Source organism: Thermus caldilimi (assembly GCF_004684245.1).
Lineage (GTDB): Bacteria > Deinococcota > Deinococci > Deinococcales > Thermaceae > Thermus > Thermus caldilimi.
The window spans coordinates 1,288,540-1,303,015 of sequence record NZ_CP038452.1 but is presented as its reverse complement, the minus strand read 5'-3'; the positions used below and the strand labels follow the sequence as shown (position 1 = coordinate 1,303,015).

The following is a 14,476-nucleotide window of genomic DNA, read 5'->3' as shown; positions in this document are numbered from 1 at the left end:
AACCTCTTCTCAGCATTTCCGTCCACCCCCTTCATCCCTTCAGGCCGCCCAGAGTGATACCCCGAACGAGCTGCCTTTGGGCAAACAAGAAAACCACCAAGGTAGGCAGCAAGGCCATAACCGCCCCTGCCGCCACTACATTCCAGCGCGCAGCCTCTTCGTTCAGAATCATGTTCACACCGATCTGCACCGTTTGCATCTCTGTCGAACGCGTGACCACTAAAGGCCAGAGGTACATGTTCCACGCGGAAATGAAGGAGAGTACACCCAACGCCCCTAGTACGGGCCGAGCCAAGGGGAGAGCTACATACCACAGGATTCTTAGGTGCCCCGCCCCATCAATTCTGGCGGCATCAAAGTAGTCCTGCGGCAAGGAGCGAAAAAACTGTCGCATTAGGAAGATGCCCAAAGGCGTTGCTAGAAAGGGTACGATCAGGGCCCAGTAGGTATCCAACCAACCCAGGGCGGTGACGAGATCGTAGAGGGGTAAAAAGGTAGCCTCACCAGGGATCAGAAGCAGGGTGACCACGAACCCAAACAGGAGGCGTTGTCCTGGCAGGCTTACCCTAGCGAGGGCGTAGCCAGCCAGAGCCGAGGTCAGCACCTGGCCCGCGGCTACCGAGATGGACACTAGCGCGCTGTTCAGGAGAAACCGCCCGATGGGAAACTTTGTCCAGGCCATCTGGTAGTTTTCTAGCGTAGGCTGGAGGGGAATGAGGTTGGGGTCAAAGACCTCGTGTGCGGTCTTGAAGCTGGCCGAGAAGAGCGAGAGCAGGGGCAACAAAATGAACATGCTGTAGACGGTGAGCAGTAGGTACAAGGGGGTCAGCCGCCAGATCTTCATCCGTAGTGGACCCTCCTTCCCAGGAAGCGAAACTGAAGGCCTGTCAGAATCACCAAGAGCGCGAACAGCAAGACCGCCTCCGCGGCAGCGTAGGTGAAGCGGAAGTTAGAGAAAGCCTCGAGGTAAACCCGATAGATCCAAACGGTGGTCGCCTCCGATGGGCCACCCCGGGTCAGCAGGTGGATCTGGCCGAAGGCGGTGAAACCCCGGACCAAGGCCAGGATACCCACGAAGAAGAGGATCGGGGACAGCAGCGGAAGCGTGATCCTAAGCAGGACCACGGACCCGCTGGCCCCATCCAGTTTGGCGGCTTCGTAGATCTCCTCGGGAATGTCCTGAAGCCCGGCCGTGAGGAGGATGGCGTTAAACCCGATCGCCTGCCAGGCGGTGGCCGCAGCCACGCTGTAAAGGGCCCACTCGGGAGTGGTGAGCCAGCCCTGAGGAGGCAGCCCTATGGTCTCAAGGGCCCGGTTGAGCAGACCCCCAACGGGGTGGAGGAACCATCCCCAGGCGATGGCTGCCACTGCCGTGGACACGGCGGTGGTCAGGAAAAAGATGGTGCGGAAGAGGGCTATTCCGGGGACCGCGTACTGCAGGAGCAGCGCAGCCACCAGGCCCAAAACCACCTCGAGGACTGCCACCATCACGGCGAAGCGTATGGTGATGACCACGCTGGCCCAGAACCGGGGGTCCTGCCAAATATCCACGTAGTTCACCACCCCCACCCATGCCCGGCCTCGACCAAACGGGTTTTCTGTCTGAAAAGAGAGGAGGATAGCCTGGAGGGCGGGGTAAAGGACAAACACCAAGAGGAAGAGGGCCGCGGGGAGGAGGAGGCCGTATCCTTCAAGCCACTCAAGCCTTGCCAAGGCCTTTGGTAAACGTGCCACTAGTCGCTGAAACAGTCCTACCACCTCCTGGTTTGTATACCAGTTTAGGACTGAGCCCCCCGCTTGTCAATAAGTTTCGTGTAAGTTGACTATGGCGTGACAAAATCGTATACTTGACTCAGATGGTCTCATATTCCGCTTGTCTTTTCGATCTAGATGGCACCCTCCTGTTGGGGCGAAAAGCGATCTCAGGGGCCTCAGAGCTGGTTTCCCTTCTTCAAGAAAAAGGCATTCCCCTCGCGGTTATCACCAACAACTCCGCCTATAGTGCCCGCGACCACGCCCTGCAGCTGCAGCGGTCCGGTATCCCAGTATATTCTAAGCAGGTCTACACTAGTGCCCGCGCGGCCGGTGAGGAAATGGCGAAGCTTTACCCCGATGCGGCAGTATATGTCCTGGGAACCCCTTCCTTGGCGGCGGAGCTTGGCCGCCACGGGATCCAGGTGGTGGAGGAGCTGCCCGATGCCGTCCTGGTTGGTTTCGATCAAACCCTCTCTTACGAACGCCTGCGAAAAGCCTGTTACTTTTTGGAGCATGGAGCGACCTTTCTGGCCACCCACCCCGACCCCACCTGCCCCACGGAGGGGCAGCATCTTCCCGATGCTGGCGCCCTCCTGGCCCTGCTGGAGGCCACCACAGGGAGAAGGCCAGAGCGGATCTTCGGCAAGCCTGATCCAGGCTTTCTTAAGAGGGTGGCCGAGAGCATGGGAGTGGATCCTGCAGGCTGCCTCTACGTGGGCGATCGGCTGGAGGTGGACATCCCCTTTGCCCTCAACGCTGGGGCTATGGCGGCTCTGGTCCTTTCTGGGGCCACTTCTGTGGGTGATCCTCTGCTGGATTCGTTACCCCAGGGTGGCGTACTTGTGGTGAAGGACTTATGGGAACTGCGCGGCTACCTCCTGGGATAATGGCCCAGCTACGGGCACAGTTGCCTGCCCTGCCGGCCAAGGAGCAGGCAGTAGCGCGCTTGCTGCTGGAACGGCCTCACGAGATGGTCCAGGTCTCGATACGGAGGATCGCTGCGGAGGCGGGAACGAGCACGGCTACGGTGACCCGCCTGTCGCGAAAGCTGGGGCTGAAGGACTTCCGGGAGCTTAAGGTGGCCCTGGCCTTCGAAGTGGGGCATTTCTCTTCCCTTCCTCCATCGCTGGACGTGCACCCCGAGGACAGCCCCCTGACGGTCCTGCGTAAGGTGTTTCAAGCGGAAGTGCAAGCCCTCGAGGAAGCTCTGGCAGGGATAGACGGGGAGACCTTTGCACAAGCGGTGGAGCTGCTGGCCTCTGCTAAACGGGTGGGCATCTTTGGTGTAGGATCCAGCGTGCCCGTGGCCCTTGACGCCTACTATCGTTTTCTGAGAATCGGCCTTCCGGTCTTCATGGCTCCGGAAACCCACATGCAGGCTGTCGCGGCCAGTCTGATGAAAGGGGGTGAGGTAGCACTTTTCATTTCTCACACAGGCAGAAGCCGGGAACTTCTGGACAGTGTTAGGGAAGCGGCGCAATCAGGGGCGAGTATTATCGCCCTGACCTCCTTTGCTCGGAGTCTGCTGGTGGACAAGGCCACGGTAGCCCTGGTCGCTCCGGTACGGGAGGCCGCCTTTCGGGTAGAAGCCATGGCCACCCGGGTTGTCCACCTGGCAGTTGTGGACGCCCTTTATGTGGCGCTGGCGTTGCGGCTTGATCAAGCCGCTTGGAGCCTGGCCCGCTCGCAACAGGCAATCGATGCTCAGCGCGTACGAGGGAAGGAAGATGCTTTCCGCTAACACTAGGCGCCCCCTGCTCATTGGGCACCGCGGTGCCCCGTCCTTGGCCAAGGAGAACTCGCTTGCAAGTTTCCGCCGAGCCTTAGAGGAAGGGCTAGACGGCGTGGAACTGGACGTCCATCTAACGAAGGATGGCATCTTTGCGGTTCGGCACGACTTCGAGACCCCTTTGGGGCCGGTTTGGCAGCTCGGTTTTGACGAGTTGATAGCCGTTGAACCCCAAACCCCGAGGTTGGAAGAGGTCCTCGAGTTGGTGGCAGCTTTTGGAGACCGGTTCGTCAACGTGGACCTGAAGAGCATCCCGGGTATGGGGGGCCTCCAGGCTCTGGCCCTAGCACGGGTCCTCAGGGGCAGGGACCGGGTGTGGGTTTCAAGCTTCGACCCCACGGCTCTTCTGGTCCTAGCCAGAGCACGGGCTGGGGTCCCTTTGGCCTTCCTGGTGGCGGAAGATGAGTCCGCTTCCTTGGTGGACTGCTTGCCCATTGCAGCCATCCACCCCCATTACTCCCTCGTGAGCGCGGAACGGGTCAAATCCTGGCACTCCCGCGGGCTTGCGGTGGTAGTGTGGACGGTTAACGCCCCCGAACTTGCCCAGCGGTTGGTAGGGATGGGCGTGGACGGCCTGATCGGCGACCACCCCTATGTCCTCCTGGGAGCACGTGGATGAGCGTGGACCTCTTCGGTAGCCTCGCTCTCCTATACTTCGGAAACGCCCTACTCACGGATGGGGCTACGGTGCTGGTGGGGCCGCGGGGACGGCGTCTCCTGGCCCGCTTCAGGGGGTTTCGCCTAGGGATTCTTGCGGGGGGACTGGGCTTTTTTACGGGAAGTGGGACGGGGCTGACTCTTCTCGGGCGAGCCCTCCATCAGGCTGGTGTGCTTGGGGCCTATGAGGCAGCTCTTCTGGCGCTAGGGGGTACTCTAGGGGCTACGGCGGTGGTGGCGCTAGTCGGTCTGGGAAACCGCCCGCTGGCCTTTACTGCCCTAGCCCTGGCCCTGTTGCTGGAGGTGCTGTTGCGGGCTAAAGGCAGCCCCCTGGCCCGCGTTCTCTTCGGCTTAGGTCTGCTCTTCCTAGGGATAGGCTTGGCACAGGAGAAGGCCATGAGTCTGAGCCCGTGGCTCATGGAAAGCCCCCTAGCGATCCACTTCACCATCGGGCTTGTCCTTGGCTTTCTGATCGGATCAGCCAACCTCGTGGCCCTGCTCGCGACTAGCCTGCAGGCTTTAGGCCTCGATGCCCTGGGTACGTCCGCCTTGATCCTAGGGGGCGGTGTGGGATGTACGGGTCCCCTGTTGGTCCACCCGACCCTGCCATCCCTACGCCTGGCCTTAGTTCTTGGCATACATAGGCTTCTTGTGGCAGGCCTCTTTCTCTGGGTGCCCTGGCACTTTTCTGCTTTGGCCACGCATGTGGTCTATCACTTCCTCGCGCTGGTTTCGTTTCCTGCGTTATACCCTAGCCTTTGGAGAATGGCCTCTACCCTCTACCCTCTGCGCCATGATGTGGCGCCGAGGTACCTGAGGCCCGAGGCTCTCAAGGATCCCCCGCTGGCACAGGCGCTGGCCCTTCGGGAGCTTTCCCGTATCGGTGACACCACCAGGGGCATGTTGGCAAAGACTGTAGAGGCCCTTTCCCGCGACGCAGGTACGGAGGATTTGCTTATGGCGCTGGAGGACAAGGTAGACCGTTTGAGCCGTGAGGTCCTGCTGTACATCTCGGCACTTCCGCAGGAGAACAAAACGCTCATCCTGATGAAAGCGGCCAGCGAGCTGGAGCATATGGCAGACCTAGTGAAGCGGATGCTGCGAAAGGCCCAGCGCCTGTGGGACCAGGGAATTACCTTTAGCCCCGAGGGCAGGAAGGAGCTCACGAACCTGTCCGCTCTGATCCTTGAACGCCTGGATGCTGCCCTGACTGCCCTGGCTACGAGCAACGCCGCGTTAGCCGAGAGGACCCTTGCCGAAAGGAGGACTTTCCGTGAAGCCCTCGAGGCCTCACGGGAGGCCCACCTCGCCCGCCTAAAAAGCCGGGAAGAAACCCGCGCCTCCACCCTGACCCACCTGGACCTTCTCCTTCTCCTGGAGGAAATTGACGAGGGCATCGGCCGGATAGGGGACTTGGTATGCGAGCTACATAACTCCCGCCCCATTCGATCCTAAGTACCCACCCCTTAGAGTCCCCTCATGGCAACTCCCATCCGCCTGACTCCCGAGGAGAACGCGACCCTTGCGGACCGCCCCTAGGATCGCCGCCCCCTTCCATCAGAACTGCACCACGGTCTTGGATGTGCTCAAGCGATTCTTAGCCCAAGGGCCCTCCGGGCTGGCCTACCGCAAGCCCCTCAGGGGCAACGCCAAGGTGGCCCTGTAGGTGCGGGCCGGTCGTGTAACTCAAAACTTGCACTTATCCACCCCCCGCATACCCATGCGCCAGGGGACCACTTGAAAAGGGCCGCCCGGTTCCCTTCGGATGAAGGGTGCCATGCACCAGACGGCCCAAGCTCTACTCTGGACCCTCCTGGCCCTCCTGCCAACCCCCCACCTCCGGGAGTCCCTCAAAGCGCTTCTTCTCCTCCTTCTCACCGGCCACGGCAAGGCCAGGCCCCAGCACAGCAAGACCAAGTCCCCTTCTTGCTTACGCAAATCTGTTTGCCCTACGGGCAAAGCAACCGCCCTCTCCCGCTTCCTCAACCGCTATCCCTGGCCCACCCGCGCCCTCATCCGCCTGGCTCGCAAGAAGGCCCAGGAAACCCTCCACCGGGCCAGGCCCAGGCGGGGGCCCAAGCCCAGGCTCCTGGTGGTCCTGGACCTGGTCACCCTGGAGAAGCGGGGCCTCTTCCCCGCCTTGCCCCTCTCCTTTTTCCACGGCAAGTGGGGGCTCCACCTGGTGGTGCTCTATCTGGTGCTGGGAGAGCTGCGCATCCCCTGGGCCTACCGGGTGTGGCGGGGGAAGGGGGAGAAGGCCCTTTCCCTCCTTGCCCTGCGTCTTCTGGCCTCCCTGCCCCCTGGATGCGCAAGTCCTTCCACCTTCGGGTGGTGGCCGATGCTGCCTTCGGCACCGCCCGGTTTCTTGTGGGGGTGCGGGGGTTGGGTCTGGAAGCGGTGGTGGGGATGCGGCGGGACCGAAAGACGCGGGAGGGGCTTCCCCTCTTTGGGCTCAGACGGCAGGGGAGCCGGGTGCACCTGCGGGGACTTCCCTTTCCCGTGTGGGTGAGCTGGTACCGCTGGATACGCGCCCTCTAGACTAAACGCCCAGTAGAAGTTAGGCTGAGGGTCAAGGGGGACAGGATGAAGAAAGCCAAGCCGCTAACGCCACAGGTAAAGTTTCAGATCGCTCTGGAAGTCGTGAAAGGGGAGAGAAGCGCCGTGGAGATTGCCCGCGCGTACGGCATCCACCCCAACACCGTGTACAAGTACCGGGGTCACGGGCAAAGCCCGTAGCTTGTTGAGCTCATGACCAAAGGAGCCTCTCTCTTTTCCGAGAAGACCCCGGAGAAGGAGTACGAGAAGAAGATCCGCGAGTTGGGTCAGCCCCGAGGGGGCTATCTTGGGCAGCTCATTGGGAAAAAAGAGGTGGAGATCGCCCTCCTAAAAAAGCCCAAGCTACGCTGTGCGTGACCCTAGGGCAGGGGAGGTAGCCAAGATGCCTGTTGGGGAGCGCATCGCCTTGGCCAAGCAAGCCTGGAACATAGCCGCAAGGCGGCTGACGGCTCAAGGGCTGGCTCCCCTGCCCAGGATCCTGAGTGCTCTAGACATCTCCCGGGCCACCTGGTACTACTACGGCCGGCAGAAGGTAGAGGCTGATAGGAAGAGGGAGGAAGAGGACCAGAAGACCCTGGCTCTGATCACCCAGGTGCTGCAGGAGCACCCCCGGTACGGCTACCGCCGGATCCAGGAGGAGCTGAAACGGAAGGGGATGCGGGTCAATGGCAAGCGCATCCGCCGGCTACTGAACGACTTCCACCTGGCTTTGAAGCGGGGCCTGAGGGTCACGCGCAGCGTAGCTTGCAACCCAAACCCAACCCTCTCCTAGAGATTGTGCTTCTTGCGGGAGAGCGGGCAGACCTCCGGGCTTCCCTCTTGCGGGAAAGGGAACCCAAGCCCTTTGAACTGCAGAACCTACGCTTCGCGTGACGTACACCGACTTCACCCTGCTGCCCTACGGAGGAGGCAAGGTTTGGTTTCTGCCCATTCTGGGTCAGCCGCAGGCTATCTTGCCCATACCACCCGCGCGGTGCTGGCCTGGGGGATGGGGCCTTCCCCTACGGCGGAGCTGGCCCTGGGGGTATGGGATGGGGCCAAGGAGCGGATTCTCAGGGAAACGGGCCGGGAGCCCTGGGCTCTCATCCACCACGACCAGGGGGGAGCTTTTCTGAGCCACGAGTGGGTGGGGAAGCTTCTTCTGGAGGACGGGCAGAGGGTTTCGTATAGCCTGATGGGGCCGAGGGGGAACCCGGTGGTGGAGTCCTTCTTCTCCCGCTTTAAGGGGGAGAACCGGGACCTCTTCCTGGAAGCCCGAACGCTAGAGGAGCTGAAGGGGGTGATTGCGGAACGGATCAGATACTACCACGAGGGACGGCTGCACTCGGGGCTGGGATACCGGACCCCGGAAGAGGCTTTGCGGGAGGCTTTGGGGGCTTCCCATGGCAAAGAGACAGGAGGAGTTCAAAATTAGGGGCGCACATCATGCTACGGTTCTACGAGTACCCGCAGGTGCTTTGGCCCTATCTTCGGAGCACCAACCTGATGGAGAGGTTTATGCGGGAGGTGAGAAGGGGGACGAAGGTGCGGGACCATAAGTTTCCCCGGCCTGAGGCGGTATGCAAGCTGTTGTACCTGGAGGTAGAGGGTCAAGAGGGGAGGTGGGCTGTGCAGCGATGGAAAGGCTTTGGCGAGGTACGAGAGGTGCTGGAGGAAATGCTACGTGAGCGGTATGCCCCGCGTACACAGACATCTACACATACACATAAATCTTGACACGACCCTTTGTCCTGAAGGTCTTCCTCTTCGTCCTGGCTCACAACCTCAGGCTCATCGCACAGAAAATCGCCTAGGTGGCAACTTGGGTTATTATACTTTCCTCATGCCAGCCCCTCTGCGCATCCACCTGAGTCCTGAGGAAGACGCCCAGCTGCGGGAACTGGAGACCAACCTCGTTGTACTGCTACCCTAAATTTGGACCACTCCGCCACCCAGTTTAGTCAGATTTTCACCTCCGTTCAAGTAACGCTCCGCAAAGGCTACAGGCGTCAAATACCCCAAGGCAGAATGGGGGCGCTTGCGGTTGTACACCTCAAAAACAAAGGCCTCCACCGATGCCCGCACCTCCTCTAGGGTTCGGTACTCCCGCAAGTCCACCCACTCTTCCTTTATGGTCCTGATCAACCGCTCCGCATGCCCGTTCTCCCATGGCCTCCCCCTCCCCGCATAGCTCAGCCTTACCCCAAGCCCTACCCATCGCTCCACGTACCGCCTGGAGGTGTACTGCACCCCCTGGTCCGAGTGATGGACCCGCGGCACCCCCTCCCGCAAGGCCTGCTCCAAGGCCGCCAAGGCCAGTCCAGTCCCTGGGAAAGCCTCCGCCCCAAGGACAACCCCAGCACCCGGCGGGTGTAAAGGTCCATCACCACCGCCAGGTAAGCCGTCTCTTCCCCCAGGACCACGTAGCTCAGGTCCGCTACCCACACCTCGTCGGGCGCCTTCACCTCAAACCCAGGCAGCAGGTTGAACCCTTCCCCTAGGGCAAGAACCCCAGGGAAAGTGGTCTTGAGCTTGGGAGGGTGCCGGGGAAGGAGCAAGCCTTCCTCCCGCATCAAGGAGCGCACCCGCTTGTCCCCTACCCTAAACCCCTCCTCCCGCAGGAGCGCCCCCAGGCGGCGGTAGCCATAGCGGGGCCAGGTGCCCGCCAACTCCCGCAACCGTGCACAAAGCCTCTCTTCCTCCTCCCCAAGGCCCTTGGGGCGGTAGTAGAGACCGCTGCGGGGAACCTCCAGGAGGCGACAGAGCAGGCGGAGGGGATAGGCTTCCCCCAAGGCCATCACCAGCCGCCGCCTTTCCTTTGCCGGTAGAGTGCGGAGGCTTTTTTTAGGACCTCCAACTCCAAGGCCAGCTGGCCGGCCAAGCGTTCCAGCTCGCGGATACGGGCCTCTTGCTCGCTGCAGCCGGAGGTGAAAGCGGCATGGGCGTTTTCCAGGAACTCCCGCTGCCAGCGGTAGAGCACGGACTCCGCCACCCCCTGAACCCGAGAGGCCTCGGCCACGCTCCTTTGGCCGGATACCAACCCCAACACGATCCTCGCCTTGTCCTTCGCCGACCACTTGCGCATCTTGCTCCCCCCAGGCTACACCCCTTGGCCTCTCTCTTGGGGTGGTCCAAATTCGGGGTAGCACTTCAGGACTTTTACGACAGCCTCTGAGGCCCTGCTGGCCCTGGCGGACACCGTCACCGAGATGCGCAAGGTGAAGCACGCCTTTGACCTGGGCGTGCCGGCGCAGGTGGGGATGGAGCACTAAGGGAAAGTCGAAAAAGTCTGCCTTTCTGGACTTAGTGCGCGACGGCTCTGGCCGTTGCCCGACGGGGCTATCGAAGCTCCTCCAGACCCAGAAGCCCGTACCCCAGCACTTCTCGTAGGGGCTTCCAGACCTCTTCTTCCCCCTCCCGCACCCGCAGGCGCAGGTGAGGGTTGGGCAGGTAGCGGCCCCGGGCCACCCGCAGGAAGAGCCTGCGGGCCGGGCGGTAGCTGCTTTGCGCCTCGTTCCTGCCCAAGACCCCGTTCAGGTAGGTGCGGCGCGCCTCCTCTCCTTCTTTGGCCGCTAGGGTGCGGGGGAGGAGGCCAGGGGGCAGGTGGCCCAGGGCCTCCGCCAGGTAAGCCGAGGTGAGGCCCTCGTAGGGCCGGGCCCTCTCGCTGAGGTGGAAGTTGGCCCGGAGGCCCTTGGCTAGGGCCAGGGCCGCCAGGAAGACCCAGAACTCGGGGTGGTTGGGGTAAAGGCGCACCAGGCGGAAGCCCCCTTCCTCTGGGACTTGAAGGTCCACCGCCGTGGGACCCAAGAGCTCCACCAGGGTGGGGAAGGGCCCGCGGGCGAAGCCGGGGTCCTCGAGGGCCCGGAGGAGGGCATAGAGGAAGGGGGTCTGGCCGAAGGGGTCGCGGGCTTCCGGGTCGGCCCCCGCTTCCAGAAGGGCGTGGACTAGCTCCAGGTTTCCCGCCTGGGCGGCCAGCATCAAGGGGGTGGCTCCCGAGGGGGTGCGGAAATCGGGGCCGAAGGTGCGCACGTCCCAGAGGATTTCCTTCCACCCCTTGCCCCCGTAGGGGCGGAGGAGGCGGGCGGTGGTCTCCGCCGCTACCTCCCAAGGCAGGCGGGGCCGGTCCAGAAACCAGGGGGAGAGGAGTTCCTGGGCCGGGCGGTGGCCGGCCTGGGCCAGGGCCTGCAGGAGGGGGAGGTTCCGGTGGAAGAGGGCGAGGTCCAAAAGTTCCCTACGGGCCTTTTCCTTGAGGTCAGCGGGGTTTTTCAAGACCTCCTCCAGACGCTTCCGGTCCCAAACCGTCCAGGGCACAGGCTTGGCCCCCAGGAAGGCCTCCCGGATGGCCTGTGCTTGCTCCAGGTTGCCGTGCTGGGCAAGGCGGGCCGCCTCCCGGCTCCACTCCTCCCGGCTCGTCTCCCGGGCCTCCAGGCGGAACTCCCGCCCGGCCTCGAGGCCCAGGAGCCGCAGGAAGGGGTGGGTAGGGTCCTCTTCCACCCAGATCACCTCCTCCACGGCCCGGGTGAGGGCCACGTAGAGGGCGTTGGTGAAGAACTTGTACTCCTCTAGGCTCTTGTCCGCCTTGTCCTTGGCCCGGCGGAAGACGAGCTCCCCCTCCAGGTCAGCGGGGTCCACCCCGCGGGCCACCTCCCGGTAGGCTTCGGGGGCCGCGGCCACGAAGCCGTAGAGGATGACCTTGGGGTACTCCAACCCCTTGGCCTCCCGCACGGAGAAGAGGAGGGGGGTGTGGAACTGGGCGCGCGCCCGCTCTTTGTCCTCCTCCCGCAGGACCAGGACCGCCACCTCCGCGCTCCTTTGGCTCCTGGCGTCCAGGTCCTTGAGGAGGTTGAGTTCGGCCTGCAGGAGCACCGCCTTGCCCTCCCGGTCCAGCCTGGGTTCGCAGAGGTAGGTGCTTTCCCGGTCCACGGAGCCGAAGCGGGCCTGCTTGAGCCGGAGGAGGCGGTTGGCCAGCTCCGCCACCCTACGGGCGTTGCGGAAGTTGGCCCGCAGCACCCGGATGCGCTCCAGGGCCTCCTCTCCCCGCTCCGCCTCCTGGAAGAAGTAGGTCTTCAGGGCCGCCCAGGAGAAGAAGTTGGGGTGGACGATCTGGTGGCTGTCCCCCGCCAGGAGGAAGTGCCTAGGGGCCTTGAGGCTCCTCAGAAGGAGGTCCAGCTGGGCCAGGGTGAGGTCCTGCACCTCGTCCACCGCCAGGAAGTCGTAAAGGGGTTCCACCTGGCCCCTGGCCGCGGTAGCGGTGGGCCAGGAGGCTGGGGTCGTAAAGCCCCCTCTCCTCCAAAAAGGTCAGGTAGCGGCGGAAGACCTCGTAGACCTGGGGCCTAAGCTCCCTCGGGTAGAGGCTCTGCCGTACCCCTAGGGCCAGGTAGGCTTCCAGGGAAAGGGGGCCCTCCGGGGAGGCCAGGAGCACCCCCCGGAACTCCTCGAAAAGGGCGTGGGCATGGGTGAAGGCCAGGGCTCTGCGGTAGGGGGCAAAGAAGGCCTGAAAATCGCGGAAGGTCACCTCCCTGCCCTCAGGAACCCCAAAGGTTTCCAAGAAGTCCCGGAAGGCGAGGAACTCAACCTCTTGGTAGGGGTTCTCGTAGCCGTGGGCGAAGTAGAGGCGGCGGGCTTCCTGGGCCAGGAAGGGGCTTTGTGTGGCATAGAGCACCCTTCCCGCCTCTCGCTTGAGCCTTTCCAGGGCCAAGGCCGTCTTCCCCGAGCCCGCGGCGCCCAGGACCAGGGGCGGGGGTAGCCGGAGGAGGGCCTCTTGGGCCTCGTCCAGGGTAAGGGGCTTGTCCAGGTAGTGGAAGCGGGTGGCCCCCGCCTCCAGGTGGCGCACGGGCTCCGCCTCCCGCACTTCCTCGGGGAGGGGACGGAGGGCTTCCTCCCGCACCGCCGCCCCCCGCAGGAAGCGGGAGCGCTCGTAGGCGTGGTTGGGGATGACCTCCAGGACGAGCCAGGCCCCTTCCCCGTTGGCCCGGACCAGCTTGAGGAGGAGGCGGTCCTTTTCGCTCAGCTTGGCCCGGAAGTAGGGGGTGGGGGAGAGCTTCTTCACCTCCGCCCGTTCGGGGCGGTCTGCCCTCAGGTCCTCCAGCACCCGCTCCAGGCGCTTCTCCAGGTGGGGTGGGACCTCGAGGCCATCGTAGAGCAAAACCCGCACGAATCTCAGGATAACCCAAGTTGCCACCTAGGCGATTTTCTGTGCGCTGAGCCTGAGGTTGTGAGCCAGGACGAAGAGGAAGACCTTCAGGACAAAGCCCTCCGGGGTGACGGCATGGATCCGGCGGGGAAAGAGATGGTGGAGCATGCTGCCCACCGTTTCCACCACCCTCCGCCCCACGATGGCCAGGTACTGCAACCAGGGCACGTACCGCCGGCTGTTCCTTCTGCGGATCACCATGGGAACCACCCCCTGCGCCTCCCGGAGGAGGTCTTCATAGAGGTGGCTCTCGTACCCCCGGTCCAGGTAGAGCTCCGCTCCCTGGGGAAGATCCAGGGGAAGGAGGAGTAGGGAGACGAGGTCGTGAAGGCTTCCCGGGGTCAGGTTCACCTCATGGACAAACTTGCCGTCGTCCACCAGGAGGTGGAGCTTATAGCCGTGGAAGAAGACCCGCTTGCTGGGGATATAGCCCCGGTAGACCTTCCCCGGGGCCAAGCGGGACCTCGGGGCTCGGATGTTTTCGCAGACGGGGAGGGGGAAGGTATCCAAGGCATAGCTCTGGGCGGTATGGAGCCTTTTCCAAACCTGGGACAGCAGGTGGAGGAGAGGGAGGAGATAGACCTTTGCCCGATGGAGGCGGCGGTTGGTCAGCCGTAAGGCTACGTTCCAGCGGCTGGGGGAGGGGATATGGCTGAAGAGACGGAGCTCCTTGGCCAAGGCCAGGGCTTTGTTGTGCTTGCCGCCCAGTTCCAAGGCGGCCAGGATGGCTAGGGTGAGGATGGCGCTGGTAGGCACCTTGGTCTGGGGGTCAGGAACATAGCCTACGGCTGACCTTTGTGCCCCATGGCCTTGAGCGCGTCAGCAAGGTAGCCCTGCGGGCTGACCTATAATGCAGAAGGCCGCTATAGTCTGTTGCAGCATAGCGGCCGCTATTTTTTCAGGCCGGGGGGTAGGTGGCAACTTGGGTTACCATAAGAAGGGCATGGAAGGGGCCATCGTGGTGGACCCGGAGATCATGGGCGGCAAGCCCGTGGTGGCGGGCACCCGCATCACCGTGGAGGAGATCCTGCGCCGTCTGGCGGCAGGGGAAACCCCCGAGGATATCCTCCAAGCCTTTCCCCGGCTCACCCCCGAGGGTCTACGGGCGGCCCTCCTCTACGCCGCGGAAGCAGTAGGAGGGGAGCGGACTTACCTCTACCCCGAGCAGGCGGCATGAAGCTCTTGGCGGATGAGGGGGTAGACGCCCCCATCGTGGGCAGGCTCCGGGGAGAAGGGCACGAGGTTCTCTACGTGGCGGAGATGCGCCCAGGCATAAAAGACCCCGAGGTCTTGGCCTTGGCTCGGGAGGAAGGGGCTTTACTCCTCACCACGGATAAGGACTTCGGGGAGCTAGTCTTTCGCCAGGGGCTCCTCAGCACTGGGGTCTTGCTCCTTCGCCTGGAGGGGCTGCCTCCTTTGGAAAAGGAGAACCGAGTGGCCTGGGCCCTGAGGGAGCACGGAGCGGAGATGGTGGGTGCCTTCTCTGTACTGAACGGTAAACGGCTGCGGATACGGAGATGACCCAGGACAAGCCCCTGGCCAGAAAC

The 14,476-nt window shown here is 63.1% G+C and carries 15 protein-coding genes and 6 pseudogenes; 15 read left to right on the top strand and 6 right to left on the bottom strand.

Going from position 1 to position 14,476, the window contains the following annotated elements:
* Positions 1-31: 31 nt before the first annotated feature.
* Complete coding sequence (locus EBI04_RS06695; RefSeq protein ID WP_135256810.1) at positions 32-844, bottom strand: carbohydrate ABC transporter permease; 813 nt, start codon at positions 842-844, stop codon at positions 32-34.
* A complete protein-coding gene (locus EBI04_RS06690) occupies positions 841-1,713 on the bottom strand; it encodes a carbohydrate ABC transporter permease (protein WP_240695254.1) in 873 nt (290 codons plus the stop codon). The genes EBI04_RS06695 and EBI04_RS06690 overlap by 4 nt, the downstream gene beginning before the upstream one ends.
* Before the next feature lie 143 nt (positions 1,714-1,856).
* Here EBI04_RS06690 and EBI04_RS06685 point away from each other — a divergent pair, with 143 nt between their 5' ends.
* From EBI04_RS06685 to EBI04_RS06645, 12 genes and pseudogenes are all read left to right on the top strand, one after another.
* Complete coding sequence (locus EBI04_RS06685; RefSeq protein ID WP_135256808.1) at positions 1,857-2,642, top strand: HAD-IIA family hydrolase; 786 nt, start codon at positions 1,857-1,859, stop codon at positions 2,640-2,642.
* The gene (locus EBI04_RS06680) at positions 2,612-3,496 is read left to right on the top strand and encodes a MurR/RpiR family transcriptional regulator (RefSeq protein WP_135256807.1); all 885 of its coding nucleotides are present in this window, start codon (positions 2,612-2,614) and stop codon (positions 3,494-3,496) included. Before EBI04_RS06685 ends, EBI04_RS06680 begins: the two co-directional genes overlap by 31 nt.
* Positions 3,456-4,163, top strand: a complete 708-nt coding sequence (locus EBI04_RS06675) for a glycerophosphodiester phosphodiesterase (RefSeq protein ID WP_308418055.1) — start codon at positions 3,456-3,458, stop codon at positions 4,161-4,163. The genes EBI04_RS06680 and EBI04_RS06675 overlap by 41 nt, the downstream gene beginning before the upstream one ends.
* Positions 4,160-4,522, top strand: a pseudogene (locus EBI04_RS13500) (PhoU domain-containing protein); the annotation flags it as partial. The gene EBI04_RS06675 and the pseudogene EBI04_RS13500, both read left to right, overlap by 4 nt.
* A gap of 57 nt (positions 4,523-4,579) precedes the next feature.
* Complete coding sequence (locus EBI04_RS06670; RefSeq protein WP_240695410.1) at positions 4,580-5,656, top strand: PhoU domain-containing protein; 1,077 nt, start codon at positions 4,580-4,582, stop codon at positions 5,654-5,656.
* 67 nt (positions 5,657-5,723) lie between these two features.
* A complete protein-coding gene (locus EBI04_RS13210; protein ID WP_167481907.1) occupies positions 5,724-5,867 on the top strand; it encodes a hypothetical protein in 144 nt (47 codons plus the stop codon).
* Positions 5,868-5,978: 111 nt separating this feature from the next.
* Positions 5,979-6,724 (top strand): annotated as a pseudogene (locus EBI04_RS06665) (transposase); the annotation flags it as partial.
* A gap of 60 nt (positions 6,725-6,784) precedes the next feature.
* Positions 6,785-6,937, top strand: coding sequence for a transposase (locus EBI04_RS06660; protein WP_135256805.1), 153 nt, complete (start codon positions 6,785-6,787; stop codon positions 6,935-6,937).
* Positions 6,938-6,949: 12 nt separating this feature from the next.
* Positions 6,950-7,114 carry a hypothetical protein gene (locus EBI04_RS13205; protein ID WP_167481906.1) on the top strand — a complete coding sequence of 55 codons (165 nt, stop codon included), beginning with the start codon at positions 6,950-6,952 and terminating at the stop codon, positions 7,112-7,114.
* Between the two features lie 25 nt (positions 7,115-7,139).
* Positions 7,140-7,529, top strand: a complete 390-nt coding sequence (locus tag EBI04_RS06655) for an IS3 family transposase (RefSeq protein WP_135256804.1) — start codon at positions 7,140-7,142, stop codon at positions 7,527-7,529.
* Between the two features lie 201 nt (positions 7,530-7,730).
* Positions 7,731-8,171: an integrase core domain-containing protein gene (locus EBI04_RS06650; RefSeq protein ID WP_135256803.1), complete on the top strand. Its 441-nt coding sequence runs from the start codon at positions 7,731-7,733 to the stop codon at positions 8,169-8,171.
* 14 nt (positions 8,172-8,185) lie between these two features.
* Positions 8,186-8,473: pseudogene (locus EBI04_RS06645) on the top strand (transposase); the annotation flags it as partial.
* 192 nt (positions 8,474-8,665) lie between these two features.
* Here the strand turns inward: EBI04_RS06645 and EBI04_RS06640 are convergent.
* A pseudogene (locus EBI04_RS06640) lies at positions 8,666-9,821 on the bottom strand (IS3 family transposase).
* A gap of 82 nt (positions 9,822-9,903) precedes the next feature.
* Between EBI04_RS06640 and EBI04_RS06635 the strand changes: the two are divergent.
* A pseudogene (locus tag EBI04_RS06635) lies at positions 9,904-10,008 on the top strand (cob(I)yrinic acid a,c-diamide adenosyltransferase); the annotation flags it as partial.
* 67 nt (positions 10,009-10,075) lie between these two features.
* Here EBI04_RS06635 and EBI04_RS13200 read toward each other — a convergent pair.
* The 3 genes and pseudogenes from EBI04_RS13200 to EBI04_RS06615 form a co-directional block, all read right to left on the bottom strand.
* A complete protein-coding gene (locus tag EBI04_RS13200) occupies positions 10,076-11,965 on the bottom strand; it encodes an ankyrin repeat domain-containing protein (RefSeq protein WP_167481905.1) in 1,890 nt (629 codons plus the stop codon).
* Entirely contained in the window at positions 11,871-12,890 is a 1,020-nt protein-coding gene (locus tag EBI04_RS06620; RefSeq protein WP_135256802.1) for a hypothetical protein, read from the bottom strand. The genes EBI04_RS13200 and EBI04_RS06620 overlap by 95 nt, the downstream gene beginning before the upstream one ends.
* Positions 12,891-12,917: 27 nt before the next feature.
* Positions 12,918-13,718: pseudogene (locus EBI04_RS06615) on the bottom strand (transposase); the annotation flags it as partial.
* A gap of 154 nt (positions 13,719-13,872) precedes the next feature.
* On the opposite strand from EBI04_RS06615, the gene EBI04_RS06610 reads away from it, so the two are divergent.
* Positions 13,873-14,106 carry a DUF433 domain-containing protein gene (locus EBI04_RS06610; protein ID WP_135256801.1) on the top strand — a complete coding sequence of 78 codons (234 nt, stop codon included), beginning with the start codon at positions 13,873-13,875 and terminating at the stop codon, positions 14,104-14,106.
* Positions 14,103-14,450, top strand: a complete 348-nt coding sequence (locus EBI04_RS06605; RefSeq protein WP_135256800.1) for a DUF5615 family PIN-like protein — start codon at positions 14,103-14,105, stop codon at positions 14,448-14,450. The genes EBI04_RS06610 and EBI04_RS06605 overlap by 4 nt, the downstream gene beginning before the upstream one ends.
* Positions 14,451-14,476: the final 26 nt, after the last annotated feature.

Excerpts from the sequence above, each read along its gene's own strand:
- EBI04_RS06605 (WP_135256800.1), top strand. The coding sequence starts at position 14,103 with ATGAAGCTCTTGGCGGATGAGGGGGTAGACGCCCCCATCGTGGGCAGG.
- EBI04_RS06675 (WP_308418055.1), top strand. The coding sequence starts at position 3,456 with ATGCTCAGCGCGTACGAGGGAAGGAAGATGCTTTCCGCTAACACTAGG.
- EBI04_RS06610 (WP_135256801.1), top strand. The coding sequence starts at position 13,873 with ATGGAAGGGGCCATCGTGGTGGACCCGGAGATCATGGGCGGCAAGCCC.
- EBI04_RS06695 (WP_135256810.1), bottom strand. The coding sequence starts at position 844 with ATGAAGATCTGGCGGCTGACCCCCTTGTACCTACTGCTCACCGTCTAC.
- EBI04_RS06655 (WP_135256804.1), top strand. The coding sequence starts at position 7,140 with ATGCCTGTTGGGGAGCGCATCGCCTTGGCCAAGCAAGCCTGGAACATA.
- EBI04_RS13205 (WP_167481906.1), top strand. The coding sequence starts at position 6,950 with ATGACCAAAGGAGCCTCTCTCTTTTCCGAGAAGACCCCGGAGAAGGAG.
- EBI04_RS06660 (WP_135256805.1), top strand. The coding sequence starts at position 6,785 with ATGAAGAAAGCCAAGCCGCTAACGCCACAGGTAAAGTTTCAGATCGCT.
- EBI04_RS06680 (WP_135256807.1), top strand. The coding sequence starts at position 2,612 with ATGGGAACTGCGCGGCTACCTCCTGGGATAATGGCCCAGCTACGGGCA.
- EBI04_RS06685 (WP_135256808.1), top strand. The coding sequence starts at position 1,857 with ATGGTCTCATATTCCGCTTGTCTTTTCGATCTAGATGGCACCCTCCTG.